Origin of the sequence: Stackebrandtia nassauensis DSM 44728, from assembly GCF_000024545.1 — a bacterium.
Taxonomy (GTDB): Bacteria; Actinomycetota; Actinomycetes; order Mycobacteriales; family Micromonosporaceae; genus Stackebrandtia; species Stackebrandtia nassauensis.
Genome location: NC_013947.1, coordinates 5,129,640 through 5,149,437, shown reverse-complemented (window position 1 = coordinate 5,149,437; position 19,798 = coordinate 5,129,640). Strand labels below are relative to the sequence as shown.

The following is a 19,798-nucleotide window of genomic DNA, read 5'->3' as shown; positions in this document are numbered from 1 at the left end:
GGATGACGATGAGGCGATGGGCACGTGCCGTCGTCCCGCTGCTGGCCCTGGTACTGGTCGCCGCCGTGAGTCTGGCCACGGTCGGGCGGGACGTGAGCAACGACGCCGAACGCATGAATCCGGCCTCCGATCGGTCCATCACGGTCATGCCGATGGGTGATTCCATCACCGGATCCACCGGCTGCTGGCGGGCGCTGCTGTGGGCGAAACTGCGCGGCACCGGCCACAAGAACGTCGATTTCACCGGCAACGGAATCGGTCCGGAATGCGACTCCATATTCGACGACGACGCGGTCGCCTACAGCGGCACCCGGGTCGTCGACATGAAACCGGATTCCACATTCCTGAAGACCTTGCGCACCACTGGGAAATCGGCCCGAATAGCGTTGATGCACCTCGGTTCGAACGATATTCGCGACGACAAGTCGATCGAGGAGATCCTCGACGGATACACCACCATCGCGGGACTGCTGCGGCAAGCCAACCCGGACATCGTCATCCTTGTCGCGCAATTGATTCCGATAACGACCTCACCCATGGACAAGGACTGTCCGCAATGCCCCGGCAAGGTCGAGGAATTGAACGAGGCGATACCCGGCTGGGCCAAGGACATGGACCGCAAGAGTTCGCCGATAACCGTCGTCGACCAGCACGACGGATTCGATCCCGGCGACGACACCTACGACGGTCTGCACCCCGACGACTCCGGCGGCCGGAAAATGGCCGACAAATGGTTTGAGGCCATTGATGAGGTCGTCGGGGACCGATAGCGTCCTCGTGTGGCCCTGGGCCGGTGTGCGAAGTCCGTGTAGCCTGCCGGGTGTGGCAGATTTCGTAAACCTTGAGGTATCGGACGGCATCGGTGTGATCCGTCTGTCGCGTCCGCCGATGAACGCGTTGAACAAGCAGGTTCAAGAGGAACTGCGCGCCGCCGCCATCGAGGCCGACGCCAACGACGACATCCACGCCGTCATCGTCTACGGCGGGGAGAAGGTGTTCGCGGCGGGGGCGGACATCAAGGAGATGGCCGACATGGACTACGCGGCCATGTCCTCGCGAGCCCCCGAACTGTCCTCCGCCTTCGACGCGGTGGCCAAGATCGGCAAACCCGTCATCGCCGCCATCACCGGCTTCGCGCTGGGCGGCGGCTGCGAACTGGCCCTGGCCTGTGACATCCGGCTGTGCGCCGAGGACGCCAAACTGGGCCAGCCCGAGATCAAACTGGGCATCATCCCCGGCGCCGGCGGCACCCAGCGGCTGCCGCGCCTCATCGGCCCCGCCAAGGCCAAGGAACTCATCTTCACCGGCCGCATGGTGGACGCGGCCGAGGCACAGCGCATAGGTCTCGTCGACGAGGTCGTTCCGGCCGGTGAGGTGTTCGACGCGGCCAGGAAGTTCGCGGAGGTTTTTGTATCGGGCCCGTCTAGGGCCCTGCGCGCCGCCAAACAGGCCGTCGACTCGGGACTGGGCGTGGACCTGAACACCGGCCTGGCCTGGGAGTCGCAGCTGTTCGCCGGACTGTTCGCCACCGGCGACGCCCACGAGGGCATGACCGCCTTCTCCGAGAAGCGCAAACCCGGCTTCAGCGGCTCATGACCGGTTTCGACGAGGTCGAGGCCGCGCGATCCGACCCCAAGCGTGCCAACATCCTGTACCACGACTGGGAAGCCGAGACCTACGACGACAAGTGGTCCATCTCCTATGACCAGCGCTGCGTCGACTACGCCCGGGACCGGTTCACCCTGGCCACCGGCGAGGACGACACCGCCTGGCCCTACGGCACCGCGCTCGAGCTGGGCAGCGGCACCGGTTTCTTCCTGCTGAACCTGATGCAGGCGGGCGTGGCCAAACAGGGCGTCGTCACCGACATCTCATCCAAGATGGTCGAGGTGGCCTGCCGCAACGCCGACAACCTCGGCCTCGACGTGACCGGCCGGGTCGCCGACGCCGAGACCATCCCGTGCGAGGACGCCAGCGTCGACCTGGTCGTCGGCCACGCCGTCCTGCACCACATCCCCGACGTCGAACAGGCCATGCGCGAGGTCCTGCGGGTCCTCAAACCCGGCGGCCGGTTCGTGTTCGCGGGCGAACCCTCCCGTATCGGCGACTTCTACGCCCGCCACCTGGGCCGCCTCACCTGGTGGGCCACCACCACGGTCACCAGGCTCCCGTTCCTGTCCGACTGGCGCCGCCCCCAGGAGGAACTCGACGAGTCCTCCGCCGCGGCGGCCTTGGAGGCCGTCGTCGACCTGCACACCTTCGTCCCCGGCGAACTGGCCGACCTGGCCGAGTCCGCCGGAGCCGTCGAGGTCGAGACCAGCACCGAGGAACTCACCGCCGCCTTCCTCGGCTGGCCGGTGCGCACCTTCGAAGCCGCCGTGCCACCCGGCAAACTCGGCTTCGGCTGGGCCAACTTCGCCGCGGGCGCCTGGAAGACACTGTCCAAGGTCGACTCAGGATTGTCGCAGGTCCTCCCCAAGGACCTCTTCTACAATGTCCTCGTGACAGGACGACGGAGTCTCTGAACTGCGTGTGGCGGCTGAGATTCACACCCGATTACCTGCGGTTCGCCTGGCTGCGGCTTCGCCGCCCCTGGATCCGCTGTCGGGGCATGGTCTACCTCGGCCGCCGCGTCACCCTCACGGCCCGCCGCACCTACGGCCGTCTCATCCTGGGCCGCGACGTCCGTCTCGGCGCCGACTGCGCCATCCGCGCCCACGAGGGCACCGTCCACATCGGCGACCGCTGCGTATTCGGCGCCCGCGTCACCGTCAACTCCTACCTCGACATCCACATCGGCCCCGAAACCCTCATCGCCGACGACGTCTACATCATCGACTTCGACCACCGCTTCGCCGACACCACGACCCCGATCATGGACCAGGGCATCGTCAAGTCCGCCGTCCGCGTCGGCTCCGGCTGCTGGCTCGGCACCAAGGTCACCGTCACCCGGGGCGTGCGCATCGGCGACGGCGCCGTCATCGGCGCCGGGTCCGTCGTCACCAGGGACATCCCACCCAACGCCATCGCCGCGGGCGTCCCCGCCCGGGTCATCGGCGAACGCGCCTGAAGTTGACCCAACGCGACAGGTCATCGGGCGGTTTTGTTCACCGCTACCGGGTATTGTGGCGCGGTCGACGCATGCTCCCAGCATTGACCCTTTTGGAAGGTAAACGTTGAAAATCAAGCTAACACGCCGCCGCGTGCTCGCGGGCGGCACCTGTTTGGCGGCGCTGGCCGCCCTCGGGATCTACGGTCAGGCGTACGCCGACGCCGATCCCGTGAACGTACAGCTGTTGTCGATCACCGATTTCCACCGGCAGTTCGCGCCTCCCACGGGCGCCGACGCCGAGCTGCCCGGCCCGAACGGTGAGAAACTCACCGTCGGTGGGGCGAACTACCTGGCCGCGCACATCAAGAAGATCCAGGAAGGCCAGGAGAACTCGCTGCTGCTGTCGGCCGGGGACCAGTTCGGTGGGTACCCGTACGAGTCGTGGGAGTACCTGGACGAGCCGGTCGTCGAGGCGTTCAACACCATGGGTGTCGACGTCAGCACGGTCGGCAACCACGAGATCGATCTGAGCCTCGACTACCTCAAGCGGACGGTGGACGGGACCTGCTTCGGGGAGCCGGGGGTCGACTCGTGCTTCGACGACTCCACCGGGAAGCGGTTCCACGGTTCCGAGTTCGACATGTCCTCGTCGAACCTCGTCAACGCCAAGGGCGAGTTGCAGTACGAGCCCTACGTCGTCAAGAAGGTCACCACTCCGGACGGCACCAAGATTCCGGTGGGGATCATCAACGGCACCGTGACCGGTACCGAGAAGATGAACTCGAACTACACCAAGGAATACAAGACCACCGATCTGGTCGAGGCGGTCAACAAGTACGCCGCGAAGCTCAAGGCCAAGGGTGTCAACGCGATCGTGGTCAACGTCCACGAGGGAGCCAAGCCGAAGAACCCCGACGCGCCCTACAACGGCTGTGAGGAGATCAGCGGTCCGCTGATGGACGCCGCCGCGAAGATCTCGCCGGACGTCGACGCCATCATGGGTGGCCACCGCGACGGGCGGTTCAACTGCTCGGTGCCGGACCCCGCCGGGAACCCGCGGTTCGTCATCGAGGCCGGGGATCGCGGCAACGTCGTCAACGAGATGAACCTGGCCCTCGACCCGTCGACCGGTGAGGTGGTGCGGGAGGAGTCGACGTCGGAGAACCACGCCGTCACCCGCGACATCGAGCCCGACGCCGAGATGAAGAAGGTCACCGACTACTGGATCGAGAAGGGCGAGAAGGCCGCCGCCAGCGAGGTCGCGAAGAACTCCGGCGACATCTCCCGTAAGAAGGACGACTCGGGCGAGAGCACCCTGGGCAACTGGGCCGCCGACATCAACCTCGCCGCCTCGGAGCAGACCGACGGCGGCAAGGCCGACTTCGGCCTGGTCGCCACCGAGTCCCACAAGGGAGCGACTTCGCTCAACGGCGACATGTTCTTCGCCAAGAGCGAGTACCCCGGTGACGCCGACGGTCGGGTCACCGCGTTCGAGGTGTGGAAGGCCTACGGTTTCGGTAATCCGATCCTGACGGTCCCGCTGACCGGGGCGCAGATCGAGGCCGGGCTCGAACAACAGTGGACGGCCACGAAGTTCGCGCCGCTGGGAGTGTCGTCCAACGTGAAGTACAGCTTCGACGCGGATGCCGCCATCGGCGACCGGGTGAACCCCGCCGATGTTCAGATCAACGGTGAAACGTTGGACCCGGCCAAGACCTACCGGGTCTCGATGCTGGCGTACACGGCGCTGGGCCTGGACGGGTTCGCGGCCTTCAAGGAGTTCAAGGACTTCGAGAAGGGACCGCACGACCAGTGGTTCGTCCGGGGCTTCCTCAAGGACAACCCGGAGCTGACTCCGTCGGAGACCGACCGGGTGTCGGTGAAGTAGGACAAGATCGACGACGCCACCCCGGCCCGGATTTCGATGGGCCGGGGTGGCTTGTCGTTGCTAGGTTTGCCCGATGCTCAAGACGACGCGCGTGAGCGCCTACGGAATCCTCACCGACGACCGGGGGCGGGTGCTGATGCAGCGCACGCGGGCGAACTCGGACGTCCCGGATTCCTGGTGGCTGCCCGGCGGCGGCCTGGACCACGGCGAGGACCCGGCGGACGCCGTCGTGCGGGAAATGCGGGAGGAGACCGGGCTCGACGTCGAGGTCACGGCGCTGCGCACCGTGGAGACGCAGCTGGTCGAGTTGGGCCCGGACTGGCGATACCACAAGGTGTCGGTCGTGTACGACGTCAAGGACGTCGGGGGACGGCTGAAGACCGAGGTGGGGGAGCTGTCCGACGACGCGGACAACGTGTGGTGCGATCTGGCCGACCTCGACGGGAAACGCATGATCGAGCTCAACGCGGAGGTGCTGGGCGTGCGGGCCGTGCCGATGGTGCGCACCCGGCCTCCCACACGTCCGTCGCCGGTTCCGGACGGGCAGGTGCAGCGCGTCGGGGTCTACGCCTGGGTCACCGATCCGTTGGGGCGGGTGCTGATGACGCTGATCCCGGAGGGGTTTCCGATGGCGGGGCTGTGGCACCTGCCGGGTGGTGGCCTCGACTTCGGGGAGCGGCCGCGCGAGGCGCTGTCACGCGAGATCGTCGAGGAGACCTCGCAGGACGCCGTGCTGGGCGGGCTGCGGTGTGTTCAGTCGATTCACCACGCCGAGTCGATCGGGCCGAGCGGGCGGGTGGAGGACTTCCACGGGATCCACGTCATCTACGACGCGACCGTGGCCGAGCCGAAGCCGCTGGAGATTCAGGACGTCGGCGGGTCCACCAGTGAGGTTGTGTGGCTGGAGGTCGACGAGATCCGGCGGTTGCCGGTGACTCCCGCCGTGGAAGCCGCGCTGGCGCTCGCGTGAACCGCGTTAGGGTCGAGCTATGACCACCGCGATGTTCCTGAGCTTCCTGGTGTTCGCGTTCCTGCTGGCGCTGTCGCCCGGCCCGGACACCGCCGTCGTGCTGAAGAACAGCCTGACCGGCGGACGGCGGCTCGGTTTCGGTGCCTCCGTGGGGATCACGCTCGGCAACGTCGTCCACGGCACCTCGGCGGTGTTCGGGGTGGGGCTGCTGCTGGTCCAGTGGCGGCCGGTCTTCGAGGCGATCCGCTGGGCGGGCATCGCCTACCTGGTGTACCTGGGCGTGCAGGCGCTGCGGTCGGCGTGGCGTGGCGGGTACCTGGACGGTGAGGCCGCGGGCGACGGCCGAGCGCGACGGCGGGGCGCTGTGGCCCGCGCCGGAGTGCAGGGGTTCCTGTCCAACATCACCAACCCGAAGGCGTTCGCGTTCTACCTGTCGGTGCTGCCGCAGTTCATGGCGGGCGGGGACGGTTCGGTCGGGACCCTGCTGGGGTTGGCGTACACCCACGCCGCGGTGACGCTGTTGTGGCTGCTGGTCCTGGTGGCGGGGCTGCACCTGGTGCGGGACTGGCTGCGCCGCCGGGTGGTGCGGCGCGCGATGGACGCCGTCACCGGTACCGCGCTGCTGGGGTTCGGAGTCAAGCTCGCCGCCGACGGGTAGCTCACTCGCGCGGCAGCCGGACCTCGGCGCACAGGCCGTGCGGGATGACGCCGTGCAGCCGGATCGAGCCGCGATGGGCGGCGACGAGTTCGGCCACGATCGGCAGGCCCAGACCGGTGCCGCCGGAGTCGCGGCCGCGGGCGTCGTCGAGGCGGGTGAAGCGGTCGAAGACGCGTTCCCGGTCCTCCAACGGGATGCCGGGGCCGTCGTCGGACACCGAGACCACGACCTCGGAGTCGTCGGTGGTGCAGGTGATCGCGACCGTGGCCTCGGCGTGGCGGACCGCGTTGTCGATGAGGTTGGTGAAGATGCGGTGCAGGCCGTCGTGGTCGGCGTGCAGGTTCAGGGTGGCGCGGTCCATCTGGGTGGTGACCGGGACCCGGGCGTCGTCGTAGGTCTCGGCGAGCACTTCCAGGAGCTTGACGATGTCGAGGTCCTCGGGACGCCAGGGCCTGCGGGCGTCGTCCATGCGGGCCAACAGCAGCAGGTCCTCGGTCATGCGCGACAGCCGCTCGACGTCGGTGAGCAGGTCGGCGACCAGGTCGTCGGGCGCGCCGATGCGTTCGGCCACTTCGAGTTCGGTGCGCATGTTCGCCAGCGGGCTGCGCAGTTCGTGGGCCGCGTCGGCCACGAAGGAACGCTGTTTGGCGCGGGCGGCCTCGACCGGACGCAGCGTCCAGCCGACCATCCACCACAGCGCCATCGTCACCGCGACCGCCAGGATGGCCAGCGTGATGGTGAGGCCGACCGCCAGTTGCGAGACCGCGCCGAGTTCGGACTGCGAGACGCCGACGATGACGATCTGGTCGCCCGCGCGTTTGGCGGTGGCCCGCAACGGGTCGCTGGTCTGGGAACGGGAGACGTCGACGGTGAAGTGCTCGCCGTCGCCGAGGGCCTCGGCCAGCTGCTCCTCCTTCAGCAGCGGCACCAGCGGGTCGGCGCCCTGGGAGCCGCGCACGTACTTGCCGTCGGCGTCGTAGATCTGCACGATGGTGGAGTCGCGGCCGGTGGTGATGCGGTCGGGGAGTTTCTTGTCGACCAGCAGGCCCGCGATGTCCTCGGCGGTCTTGGTGGCGGCGTCGTCTACCGAGGCGCGCAGCGAGTAGTGCAGCGACAGCACCAGCGCGGTGCCGCCGCCCGCGAAGCCGATGAGCAGGCCGAGGACGCCGAGGGTCACCAGCCGGACCCGCAGCGGCAGCGTGCTCCAGCGGCGGATCATCGGCGGTCCGCCGTCAGCCGGTAGCCCGCCCCCCGGACCGTCTGCAGGCTGCTGCGTCCGAACGGGGTGTCGATCTTTTTGCGCAGATATCCGATGTAGACCTCGACGAGGTTGACGTGGGTGTCCTCACTGGCCGACCAGACATGGTCCAACAGCGTCACCTTCGTGACGACCTGTTCGGCGTTGCGCATCAGGTATTCCAGCAACGAGAACTCGCGTGTGGACAGTGAGATCTCGGTGTCCTCGCGGTGGACGGTGTGCCGCGCCGGGTCCAGCGTCAGGTCGCCGACGGTCAGCACCGAGGGCCGCGCCGGGGTGCCGCGCCGCAGCAGCGCCCGCAACCGGGCCAACAACACCACGTACGAGAACGGCTTGGTCAGGTAGTCGTCGGCGCCCAGGTCGAGCCCGTCCGACTGGTCGTACTCGCCGTCCTTGGCCGACAGCACCAGCACCGGCACCCAGTTGTTCTCGCGCCGCAGCGTGCGGATCACCTCGTAGCCCGACAGTTTGGGCAGCATGATGTCCAAGATGATGGCGTCGTAGCTGCCGAACCGGGCCGCCTCCAGCCCGGCCTCGCCGTCGGCGGCGACCTCGACGGCGAAACCGTCCGCCTTGAGGCCGCGCGCCAGCGCGTTGGCCATCCGCTGTTCGTCTTCGACAATCAGGAGCCGCATGGTGGGGAGGTCGCATTCTGCTTCGAGGGGCTGTGACCTTGAAAAATACCCGGCGGTCCTGAAGTTTGCCTGAGGACGAGACCTACCCGACGTCCACGCGATCCAGCGGTGCCGGGGCCAGCGTGCCGGCCTGCTCCAGGTATTCGATGAACGCCAGGAAGTCGGGCGGGTCGTTGCGGTGCGCCTCGGTGAAGCCGGTGAACGCGGCGATGCCGTCACTGCCCAGCAGCGTGTACGCCAGCGCGGCGACCCGGTAGGTCCGCTCCGGGTCCAGGGGTTCGCCGTCGATGCGGACGTCGCCGGGTTCGACCTTGGAGCCGATCGGCGCCGAGGCCGAGAACGAGTACTCGACGTTCGACGACACCGCCAGCGGCGCGAACTTCGCCGAGGTCCACTGCTGCTCCAGGGCGGCGTCGATCTGTTCGCCGGTCAGCGACACCGTCAGCACCGGGTTGTTGTACCCGTACGCGTCCCAGGCCTCGCCCTCCATGACTCTGCCCTCGGCGTCGCCGGGTTTGCCGCTGTCGGCGACCTTCAGATCGGCGCGGATGGCGTTGCTGCCCTTGTGCGGGTCGGTCATCGTGATCGCGAAGTCGGCCTCGCCCCCGTGGGAGTGGTTGGCGGTCCACAGGTTGACGTCGGCGGTGAGGTTGCCCATCGTGCTCTCGCCGGAGTCGTCCTTGACGCGGGTGAAGTCGCCGTCCAGCTCCGCGACCGGACGCGCGAAGCGCTTGTCGCCCTGCTCGTTCCAGTAGTCGACGATGTCCTGCATTTCCGGGTCGGGGGTCACGTCGCGGGTGACGGGGTGGTTCTCCGAGGTCGTCGCGGCGCGGTCGACCTCGCCGGTGGCCGGATCCAGCGCCAGGTTGATCTCGTTGATGACGCCGCCGTGGTGACCGGGCTCGACCACCGGACGCGGGTTGCCCGCCGGGTCGGGCAGCGTGCAGTTGAAGCGGGTGTGCCAGTGGCCGCCGACGATCGCGTCGATGTCGGACGAGGCCTCGTTGGCGACCTTCACCAGCGGACCGTCGGGTTTGAGGTCGCAGTCGTTGTACGAGGCGCTGCTGGACCTGTTCGCCGCGCCGTCGTGGACGTTGGCGACGATCGCGTTGACGCCCTTGGCCTTCAGCTCGGCGGCGTACTTGTTGAGCGTCTCGACGGAGTCGAGCGTCGTGACGTCGGTCTGGTACGACGTCGAGCCGTGCTCGGTGCCCGGCGGGGTGATGCTGATGACGCCGACCGGGATGGTGCTGCCGTCGGGTGCCTTCATCTCCTTGATCACGTACGGCGCCAGGATCGGTTCGCCGTTGTTCTTCGCCACCACGTTCGCGGTGGACATGTCGAAGTCGGCGCCGTGGAACCGCTGTCCGGACGAGTCGGTGAAGCAGGAGTCCTCGCCGATCTCGCCGAAGCACTCGCCCTTGGCCATGTGGTCGACGAGGAAGTCGCGCGAGACGTCCAGCTCGTGGTTGCCGACGCCGTTGACGTCCAGGCCCAGGTTGTTGAGCACCTCGACGGTGGGTTCGTCGCGGTGGATCTCGACGGTGAACGGCCAACCGGAGAACTGGTCACCGGCGGCGATGAGCATCGAGTTCTCGGCGTCGGCGCGCAGGTTCTTCAGGTGGGTGGCCAGGTAGGCGGCGCCGCCGACGGTGACCTTCGAGCCGTTCGGGCCGGGGATCTGGCCGCCGTCGTTGGCCGGGGGCGGGGCGAGCTGGCCGTGGAAGTCGGCGATGGACAGCAGCTTGACGGTGACGGGTTCAGCGGCCGCAGCGGGCGTGGCGACACCGAGCGAGGCGGCGACGAGCAGGGCGGCGGACAGGGCGATCCGGGGCATTCGCATGGGCGCACCTTTGACGGCGGGGGTGAGGGCTTGGTGAATTCTCGACGGCCCGGTGCATACAACGTCCATAAGAAACCACGGCGGCGCAGGTGGCGCGGCACTGTGATGTTGCTCAGGTTCTCTCAGGGGGACCTCAGCCGGATCACGCAGAATCTATGGACAGGACCTGCGCAGGCCCAGTGTCGGCGCATCGAGGCAACCGATGCGCCGACACCGAATTTCTCCGACTTAACGAAGAAAGGACAGGATATGTCACGCAAATCCGCGCGACGTCGCTTCGCGGTTCCGATCGCGCTGGCGGCCGGGATCGTGACCGCCGCGGCTGGTACCGGGATCGTCTCGGCCAGCGGTGCCAGTGACCTGCCGGACCGCTCGGCGGCCCAGCTGCTGGAGGACGTCCAGAACTCCGACATCGAGGGCCTGTCGGGAACGGTCGTGCAGAACGCCAACCTGGGGCTTCCCAGCCTGGGGCAGTCGGGTGGCGGGCTGACGCAGCTCGCCGACGGCTCCAACCAGATGCGGGTCTGGTACGCCGCGCCCGACAAGATGCGCACCGCCGTGCTCAGCGACTACGGCGAGTCCGACACCATCCGCAACGGCGAGGACGTGTGGACCTGGAACAGCGAGGGCGGCGAGGCCACCCACTACACGCTGCCCAAGAAGGCCGCCGACGCGCCGCTGTGGCCGCCGTCCGAGATGGGCGGCGCCGACCCGGCCAAGGCGGCCGAGCAGGCGCTGAAGGCCATCGAACCGACCACGAAGGTGTCCACCAGCCAGCCGGTCGAGGTGGCCGGACGCGACGCCTACGAACTGGTCCTGGAACCCAAGGACGGCGAATCGCTCGTTGACCGGGTGACGCTGGCCATCGACGCCGAGCACGGAGTGCCGCTGCGCACCCAGGTGTACTCCGACGACGAGAAGGAAGCCGCCTTCGACATCGGCTTCTCGCGGGTCGACTTCGGCACGCCCGACAAGGAGAACTTCACCTTCACCGCCCCCAAGGGCGTCACGGTGACCGAGGGAACCGACGAGCTGAGCGATTTCCTCTCCAACGGCAAGAAACCGGCCGCGGACGCCGACGTCAAGGCGGTCGGCAAGGGCTGGACCACCGTGCTGACGGGTGAGTTCGACCTGAAGGAACTGTCCAAGGAAACCAAGAAGAAGGCCAAACACGGCGGCGAGAGCGTCGACCTGGAGAAGGTGCTCAAGCAGCTGCCGGAGGTCTCGGGGAAATGGGGTTCGGGACGGCTCTTCGAGTCGAAACTCGTCAACGCGCTCCTGACCGACGACGGCCGCTTCTACATCGGCTCGGTGACACCCGAGCGGCTTTACGAAGTGGCGGACGGCAAGTGAGTGCGTCAGCACCAGCGCCGGCGCGGGAGGACGACTCCCGCGCCGTGCGCGCCATCGGGCTGGGCAAGCGTTACGGCAACGACCACCTGGCCGTTGACGGCCTCGACCTGGACGTGCCGCACGGCGCGGTCTACGGCTTCCTGGGCCCCAACGGCAGCGGCAAGACCACGACCATCCGGATGCTGCTGGGGCTGATCGAGCCCAGCTTCGGCCGCTGCGAACTGCTGGGCGAGCCGATGCCCGACGCGATCGAGAAGGTATTGCCGCGGGTGGGGACGCTGGTGGAGGGCCCGGCGTTCCACCCCTACCTGAGCGGGCGCGAGAACCTGCGGCACCTCGACGACGCCGATCCGACCACGTCGCCTTCGACCACGTCGCAGCGCGTCGACCTGGCCCTGGACCGGGTGGGGCTGCTGTCGGCCGCCCGCAAGCGGTTCCGGGCCTATTCGCTGGGCATGAAGCAGCGGCTGGCGCTGGCCGCCGCGCTGCTGCGGCCCCGGGATCTGCTGATCCTGGACGAACCCACCAACGGTCTTGATCCACAGGGGACACGGGAGGTGCGGTCGCTGATCAGTCAGCTGGCCGCCGACGGCGCCACCATCATGCTGTCGACCCACCTGCTCAACGAGGTCGAGCAGATCTGTAGCCACGTGGGCATCATGCACAAGGGCAAGCTCAAGGCGCAGGGACGGCTGCCCGACCTCAACGCCGAGGGCGCCACCCGGGTCAGCGTCACCACGCCGAGCCCGGCCGAGGCCGCGTCGGTACTGAAGGGACTGTCGCTGACGGACGTCGACACCACGGCCGACACCGCCAGCGCCCTGCTGGGCGACATGGCGCGCGACAAGATCGTGGTGGCGCTCGTCGACGCCGGGGTCCCGGTGCACGGCTTCACCGTCGCCGCGCCGGGCCTAGAGGACCTGTTCGTCTCGCTGACCGGGGAGGGCTTCGATGTCAGTGCTTGAGGCCACCGAGACCGCCACGGAGGGTCGGCCGCGCCGTCGGCTGCTGTACGCCGAACTGCGGTTGATGTCCGGCCGGACCCGCAACCTGGTCGGGCTGGCCATCCTGTGCGCCATCCCGATCGTGCTGGCGATCATCCTGGCCGTCACCCGCCCGACCGGCGGGGGCGACGGGCAGGCGCCGCCGTTCTTCTCGATCCTGTACGGCAACGGCCTGTTCGTGGTGCTGACGAGCCTGATGATGGAGATGACGATCTTCCTGCCGATGGCGGTCTGCATCCTGGCGGGCGACTCCATCGCGGGCGAGGCCAACGTCGGCACACTGCGGTACCTGCTGACCGCCCCGGTGGGGCGCACCCGGCTGCTGTCGGTGAAGTTCGCCTCGCTGGTCATCGGCGCGATCGTGGGCGTGCTGGCGGTCGCGGTCACCGCCGCGATCATCGGACTGTCGCTGTTCGGCGCCGGGGAGATGCTGACCCTGTCGGGCACCACGCTGAGCTTCGGCGAATCCATCGGACGGGTCGCGCTGGTGTGCGGCTACGTGATGGCGATGCTGGTCAGCGTGTGCGCGGTGGCGCTGTTCGCCTCCACGCTGACCGAACAGCCGATCGGCGCGGCCGTGGGCACGCTGATGTGGATCATCCTGCACCAGATCCTGACCAGCCTGGACGCGCTGTCGTGGCTGCACCCGTTCCTGCAGACCACCTACTGGGCCAACTGGAGCGGCCTGATGCGCGACCCCGTCGAATGGGGCGGCGTCGGCGTCGGACTGCTGTCGGCGCTGGCCTACACGCTGGTCTTCGGCTCGGCGGCCTGGGCGCGCTTCACCACCAAGGACATCACGTCGTAGAGGTCTCGGCCGTGGGCTTGTCCTCGCGAGCCTGCGGCCGGGGTCGCGGCGACGGTGGTCGCGGCGTCGGCTTGAGGATCCAGTTCAGTTTCGGCTCCACCAGCGGCGAGGTCATCCAGCGGATCGGCTTGGACAGCAGGACGAACGCCAGCACCAGCGCGGTGAGCGTGATGACGACGGCTCCGGCGCCGGTGTCCACGAACGGGATGTCGTACAGGTCGTAGCCGTCCTCGGCGATCTTGATGAAGAAGCCGTGCAACAGGAACGGGTACATCGTGAGTTCGCCCATCCGGGTGAAGGACAGCTGTTTGTCCGGCACCCAGGCGAAGAACGTCGCGATCAGGACCGTCGCGGCGGCCAGCATGACCAGTTTCAGGCCGATGGCGGTGTGCCACTGGACGTCCAGCTGGGTGGCGCCCGCGGTGTAGTAGATCCAGTCGATGTGGATGTCGTTGCCGTAGAAGAACGCGGCGGCGAGGATGCCCACGCTCAGGATCGGGCCCGCGATCCGCACCACCGGGTTGCGCAGCTTCTCGAAGTGCTCGCGTTTCATCAGCAGTCCCGCGACGAAGAACGGCAGGAACTGCAGGATACGACCCAGGTCCAGCTCCTTGGGGAGCTCCATCGTGGAGGCTCCGATGGAGATGACCAGCGCGACCACCAGCGGGTAGCGCACCAGTTTCCAGATGGGAGCGGTGATGCGCCACACGAACAGCGCCGCCAGGAACCACAGCAGGTAGTACGGCGTCAGCAGGCTCGGGTTGAACTCGTCCTCGGTGAAGTACCGCATCGCGCCGTACAGCAGCGCGAAGATGAAGTAGGGGGCGGCGACGCCGGTGACCAGGCGCCGCATCTGGTGCGGCCGTCCGGAGAAGGACTGCGAGAAGTAGCCGCACACCAGGATGAACGCGGGCATGTGGAAGTCGTAGAGCGTCATGTAGAACGCCCGGACGGTGTCGCTGTCGGTGAACAGCGGGCCCCAGGAGTGTCCGACGACGACCAGGACGATCAGGGCGAGCTTCGCGTTGGAGAACAGCGGATCCTTCGCGGTACCGCCGCTCGGGGATTCGGGCTTGCTGGGGGCAGGGGCCGCCGACCTGGTCGTTGCCCCCGTATGGGCGAGAACTTCTGTGCTCATGGGCTGTTGCCGTCTCCTCACGCGTGCTGGACGGAGGGGTAGCGCCGAGCGGGAGTACAGACGAAGCAACGCCAACACGTTGTCGCCGAGTCCAACCCGGCACGATTTTGTGTTGTCCTTGCTGTGGGACACCGCTGCCATTCGGAGTCCCGGGTGAATGTAAGGGGCTAAAGGGCGTTCCGCCCCTCAGTTCACCTGACCTTCTCACCGTATCAGCCGAGGTGGGGGGAATGCCAGGCGCACGGCAAGCTCACAGGAAATCTTAAGGTGTTCGCTCGTTCAGGTGATGCCGTTCTCCTGGGCCAGAATGGCCGCCTGCACCCTCGACTGTAGTTCCAGTTTGGACAATATGCGGCTGACGTGGGTCTTCACTGTGGCCTCGGCCATCCCGAGGTCCTTGCCGATATCCGCATTGGACAGTCCGCGGCCGATGTGGGACAGCACCTCGATCTCGCGCTGGGTAAGCGAACTCAGATCGGCCTGGCTGCCCGGACGGGGACGACGGCGGCCGAACTCCGCGATCAGCCGCCGGGTGACGGCCGGCGAGATGAGTCCGTTGCCGGCGGCGACCTCACGCACCGCGGCCACCAGTGCCTCGGCGTCGGTGTCCTTGAGCAGGAATCCGGCGGCCCCGGCGGCCAGCGCGTCGAATACGTGAGAATCGTCTCCGTAGGTGGTCAGGACCAGGACATCGGCCACCCCGGTCAGTTTCGCGGTGGCGGCGATGCCGTCCAGGCGTGGCATCCGGATGTCCATCACGACCACGTCGGGACGCAGCTGGATCGCCTTGTCGACCGCCTCGACGCCGTCGGCGGCCTCGCCGACCACCGTCAGATCCTCGGCGGTGTCGCAGATCAGCGTCAGCCCGGCCCGCACCGCGGCGTGGTCGTCGGCGATGAGCACCCGGATCACGTCAGGACTCCTTCTTGTCGTTGGTGGACGGAAGTTCGGCGCGCACCCGCCAGCCCGCGCCGTGGGGACCGGCCGAGAAACTACCGCCCAGAATGGTCGCCCGCTCCCGCATCCCGATCAGACCGTTGCCCGAACCCGGTACCCCCGAAGCGGTCTCGGGCAGTCGATTGTCGATGGTGATGGACACCTTCGTGGACGAGAACGTCAGCTCCACTTCGGCGTCGCGGCCGTGCTTGAGCACGTTCGTCAGCGCCTCCTGGATGATCCGGTAGGCGGCGAAGTCCACGGCCACCGGCAGGTCGGCCAGGTTGCCGCGCACCCGCAGCGCCACGTCCAGCCCGGCCTCCTTCATCCGGGTGACCAGCTCCTCCAGGCCCGACAGCCGGTGCTGCACCACCTCGTCCTCGGACTCGCCGCGCCGCAGCAGCTCGATGGTGCCGCGCATCTCGGCCAGGCCCGCGACGCTTCCGGCCCGGATGTCGGCCACGATCCCGCGCATCGTCTCGGCGTCCATGTTCGGCTGCGCCAGCACCGCCGAGGAGCGCATCGCGATCGCGGACAGGTGGTTGGCGATGGTGTCGTGCAGCTCGCGCGCCATCCGGGTGCGTTCCTCGTTGACGGCCGCGCGCCGGTCCACCTCCGCCAGCCGGGCGATCTTGGCGGCCCGGTCGCGCTCCAGCTCGGCGCGTTCCCGGTGCTCGCGCACGATCATGCCGGTGGCGACCGGCGAGATCATGATGAGCGCCAGTACCGCCAGCACCAGCACCGCGACCCGGAACTGCTCGGCCAGGTACACCAGCGTGCTCAGCCCCACGGACGTGAGGCAGGAGAACAGCAGCAGCATCCGGGGCATGTACCTCGGGCCGCGCAGCGTCGCCGAGTAGATGTTGTCGGTGTAGACGGCCATCGTCGCGATCGACATGCCGATGACGGCGTCGACGGCGAAACCGACGGTGCCGATGAGCAGCCCGACCCGGGGCGCCAGCGACCGGAAGAACAGCGCCACGCACACCATCCCCAGGGTCGCGAACCGCAGCCACTGCGGCACCTGCACGCCGGTGCTGGAGTGAAAGTTGAAACCGACGATCACCGAGCCGAGCGCGAAAACGGTCACCGCGACCAGCAGCGCACGCTGCACCGTCACTCGCTTCTCGGTTTCCACGGTTCTATCGAACCACCGCCGGAGGGCGTTCGCGTCGTCCCCGTGGCAGAACCCGCCTACATCCAAAGTCGCACCCCGGTTCATCACGCGTGCCGACGCGCGGGCCGGTTTCGCCGGTGAGGCTGGAGGCGAACCGGAAGGGAGAGAAAGTTGTCAATGCTCTGGTGGGTGATCATCGGCTGTGAGGTCGGGTTCTGGGTGCTGCTGGGCGGCGGTCTGGCCGTCCGCTATTTCCTCAAGATGCGCCGCCTGTCGTCCGCGCTGCTCATCAGCGTCCCGCTCATCGACGTGGTGCTGCTGGCGTTCTCCATCTTCGACATGCGCTCCGGCGCCGACGGGGAACTGCGGCACGCCCTGGCCGCCGCCTACATCGGCTACTCGATCATGTTCGGGCACCGGACGATCCGCTGGGCCGACGAACGCTTCGCGCACCGGTTCGCGGACGGTCCGCCGCCGTGGAAGCCGCCCAAGCGCGGCATGCCCCGGGTCCGCTACGAGATCATGATGTTCGCGCGCTGCCTGGGCATGTACGCGATCGCCTGGGCCGTCACCGGGCTGCTGGTGTGGATCGTCGGCGACTACGAACGCACCGAGTACCTGGTCCTGTTCATGGCCGGGCTGGTCAAGGTACCGATCATCTGGGGCGTCGTCGCCGCTTTCGACATCCACTCGGCGCTGAAGAAGCGCGAGGACGAGCCGGTGGCCGAGTCGACCAGGGTGCCCGCGCCGTGATCGAATAGCGGACGTGAAGCTGCTGCACTCGGGCAAGGTCCGCGACGTCTACGCCGACGGCGACGAGCTGATCCTCGTCGCCTCGGACCGGGTTTCGGTGTACGACATCGTGCTGCCGACCCCGGTACCGGACAAGGGAAGGCTGCTGACGGCGCTGAGCCTGTGGTGGTTCGACCAGCTCGCCGACGCGATGCCCAACCACGTCATCTCCGCCACCGACGTGCCCGAGGAGTTCGCGGGCCGGGCGGTGCGCTGCCGCCGTCTGGACATGGTTCCCGTCGAGTGCGTCGCCCGCGGCTACCTGACCGGTTCCGGGCTCAAGGAGTACCAGCGCGACGGCACCGTCAGCGGCCTGGAACTGCCGCCGGGCCTCGAGGACGGTTCGCGACTGCCCGAACCGATCTTCACCCCGTCCACCAAGGCGCCGGTCGGTCAGCACGACGAGCCGATGACCTTCGGCGAGGTGGCCGCGAAACTGGACCACCCGACCGCGCAGCGGCTGCGGGACATCACGCTCGACATCTACCGCCGGGGCCGGGACCTGGCCGCCCAGCGCGGCATCATCGTCGCCGACACCAAGATCGAGCTCGGTTTCGACACCGACGGCGAACTGGTGCTGGCCGACGAGGTACTCACCATGGACTCGTCCCGGTTCTGGCCCGCCGACGGCTGGCAACCGGGTCGGCCGCAGCCCTCCTTCGACAAGCAGTACCTGCGCGACTGGGCCGCGACGACCGGCTGGGACAAGACCTCGCCGCCGCCGGAGATCCCCGACGAGGTCGTGGCGGCCACCCGCGCCAAGTACATCGAAGCCTATGAACGGATCACCGGTCTCACCTGGGACGGCTGAGCCCGTCACGTCGCTGCCAGCGCCGTGACAGCCGGATATCAGGACTCCGCGACACCGTGGCCCTCACAAGGTCACGAAAAGGAGTCCCGCGATGAATACCGAAGTACCCGTCCCGCACGGCCTGCCGACCGAGCGCGACAACGGGCCGTTCAACCCGCACAGCCTGACCGCCCGGCTGCGCGAGGCACGGCCCCTGAGCCGGATGGTCTTCCCCGACGGCCACGAGGGCTGGATGGTCACCGGCCACGAGGTCACCCGGCAGCTGCTGGCCGACCCGAGGTTCAGCTCCCGGATGGACCTCGACATCCTCCACATGCCGATCGAGCTGCCCGGCCAGGGCGAGATGACCGAACCGATCCCGCAGCAGCCGGGCATGTTCGTCCGCATGGACCCGCCGGACCACACCCGGCTGCGCGGCATGCTCACCGGGGTGTTCACCGTCAAACGGATGCGGCTGCTGGAGGAGCACATCATCCAGCTCGTCGAACGGCAGCTGGACGAGCTGGCGCGGCTGACGCCGCCGGTGGACCTGGTGCGGGAGTTCACGCTGCCGGTGCCGTCGCTGGCGATCTGCGAACTGCTCGGTGTGCCCTATGAGGACAGGGACGACTTCCAGTCGAAGACCTCGCGCAGCATGGACCTGAAGCTCCCGATGGAGGAGCGGCTCGCCGTCGCGATGGAAAGCGCCGAGTACATGAGCGGACTGGTGCGGCGCAAGCGCACCGAGCCCGGCGACGACCTGCTGTCCGACCTGGCCCGACGCGACGACGTCAGCGACGAGGAACTGGTGGGCATCGGCCAGCTCCTGCTGGGAGCCGGACACGAGACCACCGCCAACATGCTCGCCCTGGGCACCTTCGCGCTGTTGCGGCATCCCGAGCAGCTGGCCGACCTGCGCGCCAACCCGGAACTGATGCAGGGCGCCGTGGAGGAACTGATGCGGTTCCTGAGCATCGCCGACATCGGAGTCCGTTACGCGACAGAGGATCTGGAACTGGCGGGCGAGACCATCGCCAAGGGTTCCTCGGTGGGCGTCTCGCTGCTGGCGGCCAACCACGACCCGGCCAAGTTCGACAACCCCGACACATTGGACATCCGTCGCAACGCGCGCGGCCACGTGGCCTTCGGCCACGGCATCCACCAGTGCCTGGGCCAGCAGCTGGCCCGCGTCGAGATGCGCGCCGGTTTCGAGGGCCTGCTGCGCCGGTTCCCGAGCCTGGCGCTGGCGATCCCCGCCGAGGACGTCAAACTGCGCACCGACATGCAGATCTACGGCGTCCACGAACTGCCGGTGACCTGGGACGAGGTGGCCCGATGAGACTGTCGGCGGACCGCGACACCTGCGTCGGGGCCGGGATGTGCGTCCTGACCGCCCCGGAGGTCTTCGACCAGGACGACGAGCAGGGCAGGGTCGTGATCCTGGACCCGGGCGTCGTCGACGAGCGGGCCGAGGCGGTCCGCGAGGCGGCGGTACTGTGCCCGGCCGCGGCGCTGACCGTCACCGAGGACTGAGCCACCGCTGCCCGCCAGGCACG

At 68.1% G+C, this 19,798-nt stretch carries 20 protein-coding genes; 14 read left to right on the top strand and 6 right to left on the bottom strand.

The features are described from left to right. Positions 1-8 precede the first annotated feature (8 nt). The 7 genes from SNAS_RS23975 (at position 9) to SNAS_RS23945 (ending at position 6,568) form a co-directional block, all read left to right on the top strand. Positions 9-770 (top strand): SGNH/GDSL hydrolase family protein, encoded by a 762-nt coding sequence (locus SNAS_RS23975; RefSeq protein ID WP_013020062.1) that lies wholly within the window; start codon positions 9-11, stop codon positions 768-770. 52 nt (positions 771-822) lie between these two features. Then, entirely contained in the window at positions 823-1,596 is a 774-nt protein-coding gene (locus tag SNAS_RS23970) for an enoyl-CoA hydratase/isomerase family protein (protein ID WP_013020061.1), read from the top strand. Continuing rightward, complete coding sequence (locus SNAS_RS23965) at positions 1,593-2,525, top strand: class I SAM-dependent methyltransferase (protein WP_013020060.1); 933 nt, start codon at positions 1,593-1,595, stop codon at positions 2,523-2,525. Before SNAS_RS23970 ends, SNAS_RS23965 begins: the two co-directional genes overlap by 4 nt. Before the next feature lie 5 nt (positions 2,526-2,530). Then, positions 2,531-3,070, top strand: coding sequence for an acyltransferase (locus tag SNAS_RS37260; RefSeq protein ID WP_013020059.1), 540 nt, complete (start codon positions 2,531-2,533; stop codon positions 3,068-3,070). A gap of 106 nt (positions 3,071-3,176) precedes the next feature. After that, a complete protein-coding gene (locus SNAS_RS23955) occupies positions 3,177-4,940 on the top strand; it encodes a bifunctional metallophosphatase/5'-nucleotidase (protein WP_144300619.1) in 1,764 nt (587 codons plus the stop codon). A gap of 73 nt (positions 4,941-5,013) precedes the next feature. Continuing rightward, positions 5,014-5,910 carry an NUDIX domain-containing protein gene (locus SNAS_RS23950; RefSeq protein WP_013020057.1) on the top strand — a complete coding sequence of 299 codons (897 nt, stop codon included), beginning with the start codon at positions 5,014-5,016 and terminating at the stop codon, positions 5,908-5,910. 19 nt (positions 5,911-5,929) lie between these two features. Beyond that, positions 5,930-6,568 (top strand): LysE family translocator, encoded by a 639-nt coding sequence (locus SNAS_RS23945; protein ID WP_013020056.1) that lies wholly within the window; start codon positions 5,930-5,932, stop codon positions 6,566-6,568. A gap of 1 nt (position 6,569) precedes the next feature. On the opposite strand, the gene SNAS_RS23940 is transcribed toward SNAS_RS23945, so the two are convergent. From SNAS_RS23940 to SNAS_RS23930, 3 genes are all read right to left on the bottom strand, one after another. Further along, positions 6,570-7,787: a sensor histidine kinase gene (locus tag SNAS_RS23940; protein ID WP_013020055.1), complete on the bottom strand. Its 1,218-nt coding sequence runs from the start codon at positions 7,785-7,787 to the stop codon at positions 6,570-6,572. Continuing rightward, complete coding sequence (locus tag SNAS_RS23935) at positions 7,784-8,461, bottom strand: response regulator transcription factor (protein ID WP_013020054.1); 678 nt, start codon at positions 8,459-8,461, stop codon at positions 7,784-7,786. The genes SNAS_RS23940 and SNAS_RS23935 overlap by 4 nt, the downstream gene beginning before the upstream one ends. Positions 8,462-8,543: 82 nt before the next feature. Beyond that, positions 8,544-10,304, bottom strand: coding sequence for a bifunctional metallophosphatase/5'-nucleotidase (locus SNAS_RS23930; protein WP_013020053.1), 1,761 nt, complete (start codon positions 10,302-10,304; stop codon positions 8,544-8,546). Between the two features lie 249 nt (positions 10,305-10,553). Between SNAS_RS23930 and SNAS_RS36930 the strand changes: the two genes are divergently transcribed. From SNAS_RS36930 to SNAS_RS23915, 3 genes are read left to right on the top strand one after another with little or no spacing between them, the layout of a single operon-like run. Next, a complete protein-coding gene (locus SNAS_RS36930) occupies positions 10,554-11,657 on the top strand; it encodes a LolA family protein (RefSeq protein ID WP_013020052.1) in 1,104 nt (367 codons plus the stop codon). Continuing rightward, on the top strand, positions 11,654-12,622 hold the full coding sequence (locus tag SNAS_RS23920; RefSeq protein WP_013020051.1) for an ABC transporter ATP-binding protein: 969 nt from the start codon (positions 11,654-11,656) through the stop codon (positions 12,620-12,622). The genes SNAS_RS36930 and SNAS_RS23920 overlap by 4 nt, the downstream gene beginning before the upstream one ends. Continuing rightward, complete coding sequence (locus SNAS_RS23915; protein WP_013020050.1) at positions 12,609-13,469, top strand: ABC transporter permease; 861 nt, start codon at positions 12,609-12,611, stop codon at positions 13,467-13,469. Before SNAS_RS23920 ends, SNAS_RS23915 begins: the two co-directional genes overlap by 14 nt. Here the strand turns inward: SNAS_RS23915 and SNAS_RS23910 are convergent. The 3 genes from SNAS_RS23910 to SNAS_RS23900 form a co-directional block, all read right to left on the bottom strand. Next, on the bottom strand, positions 13,459-14,607 hold the full coding sequence (locus SNAS_RS23910; RefSeq protein WP_013020049.1) for an acyltransferase family protein: 1,149 nt from the start codon (positions 14,605-14,607) through the stop codon (positions 13,459-13,461). The genes SNAS_RS23915 and SNAS_RS23910 overlap by 11 nt on opposite strands. Before the next feature lie 279 nt (positions 14,608-14,886). Next, entirely contained in the window at positions 14,887-15,519 is a 633-nt protein-coding gene (locus SNAS_RS23905) for a response regulator (protein ID WP_013020048.1), read from the bottom strand. Position 15,520: 1 nt separating this feature from the next. Next, positions 15,521-16,681: a sensor histidine kinase gene (locus SNAS_RS23900; RefSeq protein WP_169313917.1), complete on the bottom strand. Its 1,161-nt coding sequence runs from the start codon at positions 16,679-16,681 to the stop codon at positions 15,521-15,523. Positions 16,682-16,837: 156 nt separating this feature from the next. Between SNAS_RS23900 and SNAS_RS23895 the strand changes: the two genes are divergently transcribed. The 4 genes from SNAS_RS23895 (at position 16,838) to SNAS_RS23880 (ending at position 19,775) form a co-directional block, all read left to right on the top strand. Further along, complete coding sequence (locus SNAS_RS23895) at positions 16,838-17,413, top strand: hypothetical protein (RefSeq protein WP_013020046.1); 576 nt, start codon at positions 16,838-16,840, stop codon at positions 17,411-17,413. Between the two features lie 13 nt (positions 17,414-17,426). Then, a complete protein-coding gene (locus SNAS_RS23890; RefSeq protein ID WP_013020045.1) occupies positions 17,427-18,263 on the top strand; it encodes a phosphoribosylaminoimidazolesuccinocarboxamide synthase in 837 nt (278 codons plus the stop codon). A 91-nt stretch (positions 18,264-18,354) separates the two neighbouring features. Continuing rightward, the gene (locus SNAS_RS23885) at positions 18,355-19,581 is read left to right on the top strand and encodes a cytochrome P450 (protein WP_013020044.1); all 1,227 of its coding nucleotides are present in this window, start codon (positions 18,355-18,357) and stop codon (positions 19,579-19,581) included. After that, entirely contained in the window at positions 19,578-19,775 is a 198-nt protein-coding gene (locus SNAS_RS23880; protein WP_013020043.1) for a ferredoxin, read from the top strand. The genes SNAS_RS23885 and SNAS_RS23880 overlap by 4 nt, the downstream gene beginning before the upstream one ends. The last annotated feature ends 23 nt before the right edge of the window (positions 19,776-19,798 follow it).

Excerpts from the sequence above, each read along its gene's own strand:
- SNAS_RS23945 (WP_013020056.1), top strand. The coding sequence starts at position 5,930 with ATGACCACCGCGATGTTCCTGAGCTTCCTGGTGTTCGCGTTCCTGCTG.
- SNAS_RS23885 (WP_013020044.1), top strand. The coding sequence starts at position 18,355 with ATGAATACCGAAGTACCCGTCCCGCACGGCCTGCCGACCGAGCGCGAC.
- SNAS_RS36930 (WP_013020052.1), top strand. The coding sequence starts at position 10,554 with ATGTCACGCAAATCCGCGCGACGTCGCTTCGCGGTTCCGATCGCGCTG.
- SNAS_RS23910 (WP_013020049.1), bottom strand. The coding sequence starts at position 14,607 with ATGAGCACAGAAGTTCTCGCCCATACGGGGGCAACGACCAGGTCGGCG.
- SNAS_RS23940 (WP_013020055.1), bottom strand. The coding sequence starts at position 7,787 with ATGATCCGCCGCTGGAGCACGCTGCCGCTGCGGGTCCGGCTGGTGACC.
- SNAS_RS23895 (WP_013020046.1), top strand. The coding sequence starts at position 16,838 with ATGCTCTGGTGGGTGATCATCGGCTGTGAGGTCGGGTTCTGGGTGCTG.
- SNAS_RS23975 (WP_013020062.1), top strand. The coding sequence starts at position 9 with ATGAGGCGATGGGCACGTGCCGTCGTCCCGCTGCTGGCCCTGGTACTG.
- SNAS_RS23935 (WP_013020054.1), bottom strand. The coding sequence starts at position 8,461 with ATGCGGCTCCTGATTGTCGAAGACGAACAGCGGATGGCCAACGCGCTG.
- SNAS_RS23930 (WP_013020053.1), bottom strand. The coding sequence starts at position 10,304 with ATGCGAATGCCCCGGATCGCCCTGTCCGCCGCCCTGCTCGTCGCCGCC.
- SNAS_RS23880 (WP_013020043.1), top strand. The coding sequence starts at position 19,578 with ATGAGACTGTCGGCGGACCGCGACACCTGCGTCGGGGCCGGGATGTGC.
- SNAS_RS23965 (WP_013020060.1), top strand. The coding sequence starts at position 1,593 with ATGACCGGTTTCGACGAGGTCGAGGCCGCGCGATCCGACCCCAAGCGT.
- SNAS_RS23950 (WP_013020057.1), top strand. The coding sequence starts at position 5,014 with ATGCTCAAGACGACGCGCGTGAGCGCCTACGGAATCCTCACCGACGAC.
- SNAS_RS23915 (WP_013020050.1), top strand. The coding sequence starts at position 12,609 with ATGTCAGTGCTTGAGGCCACCGAGACCGCCACGGAGGGTCGGCCGCGC.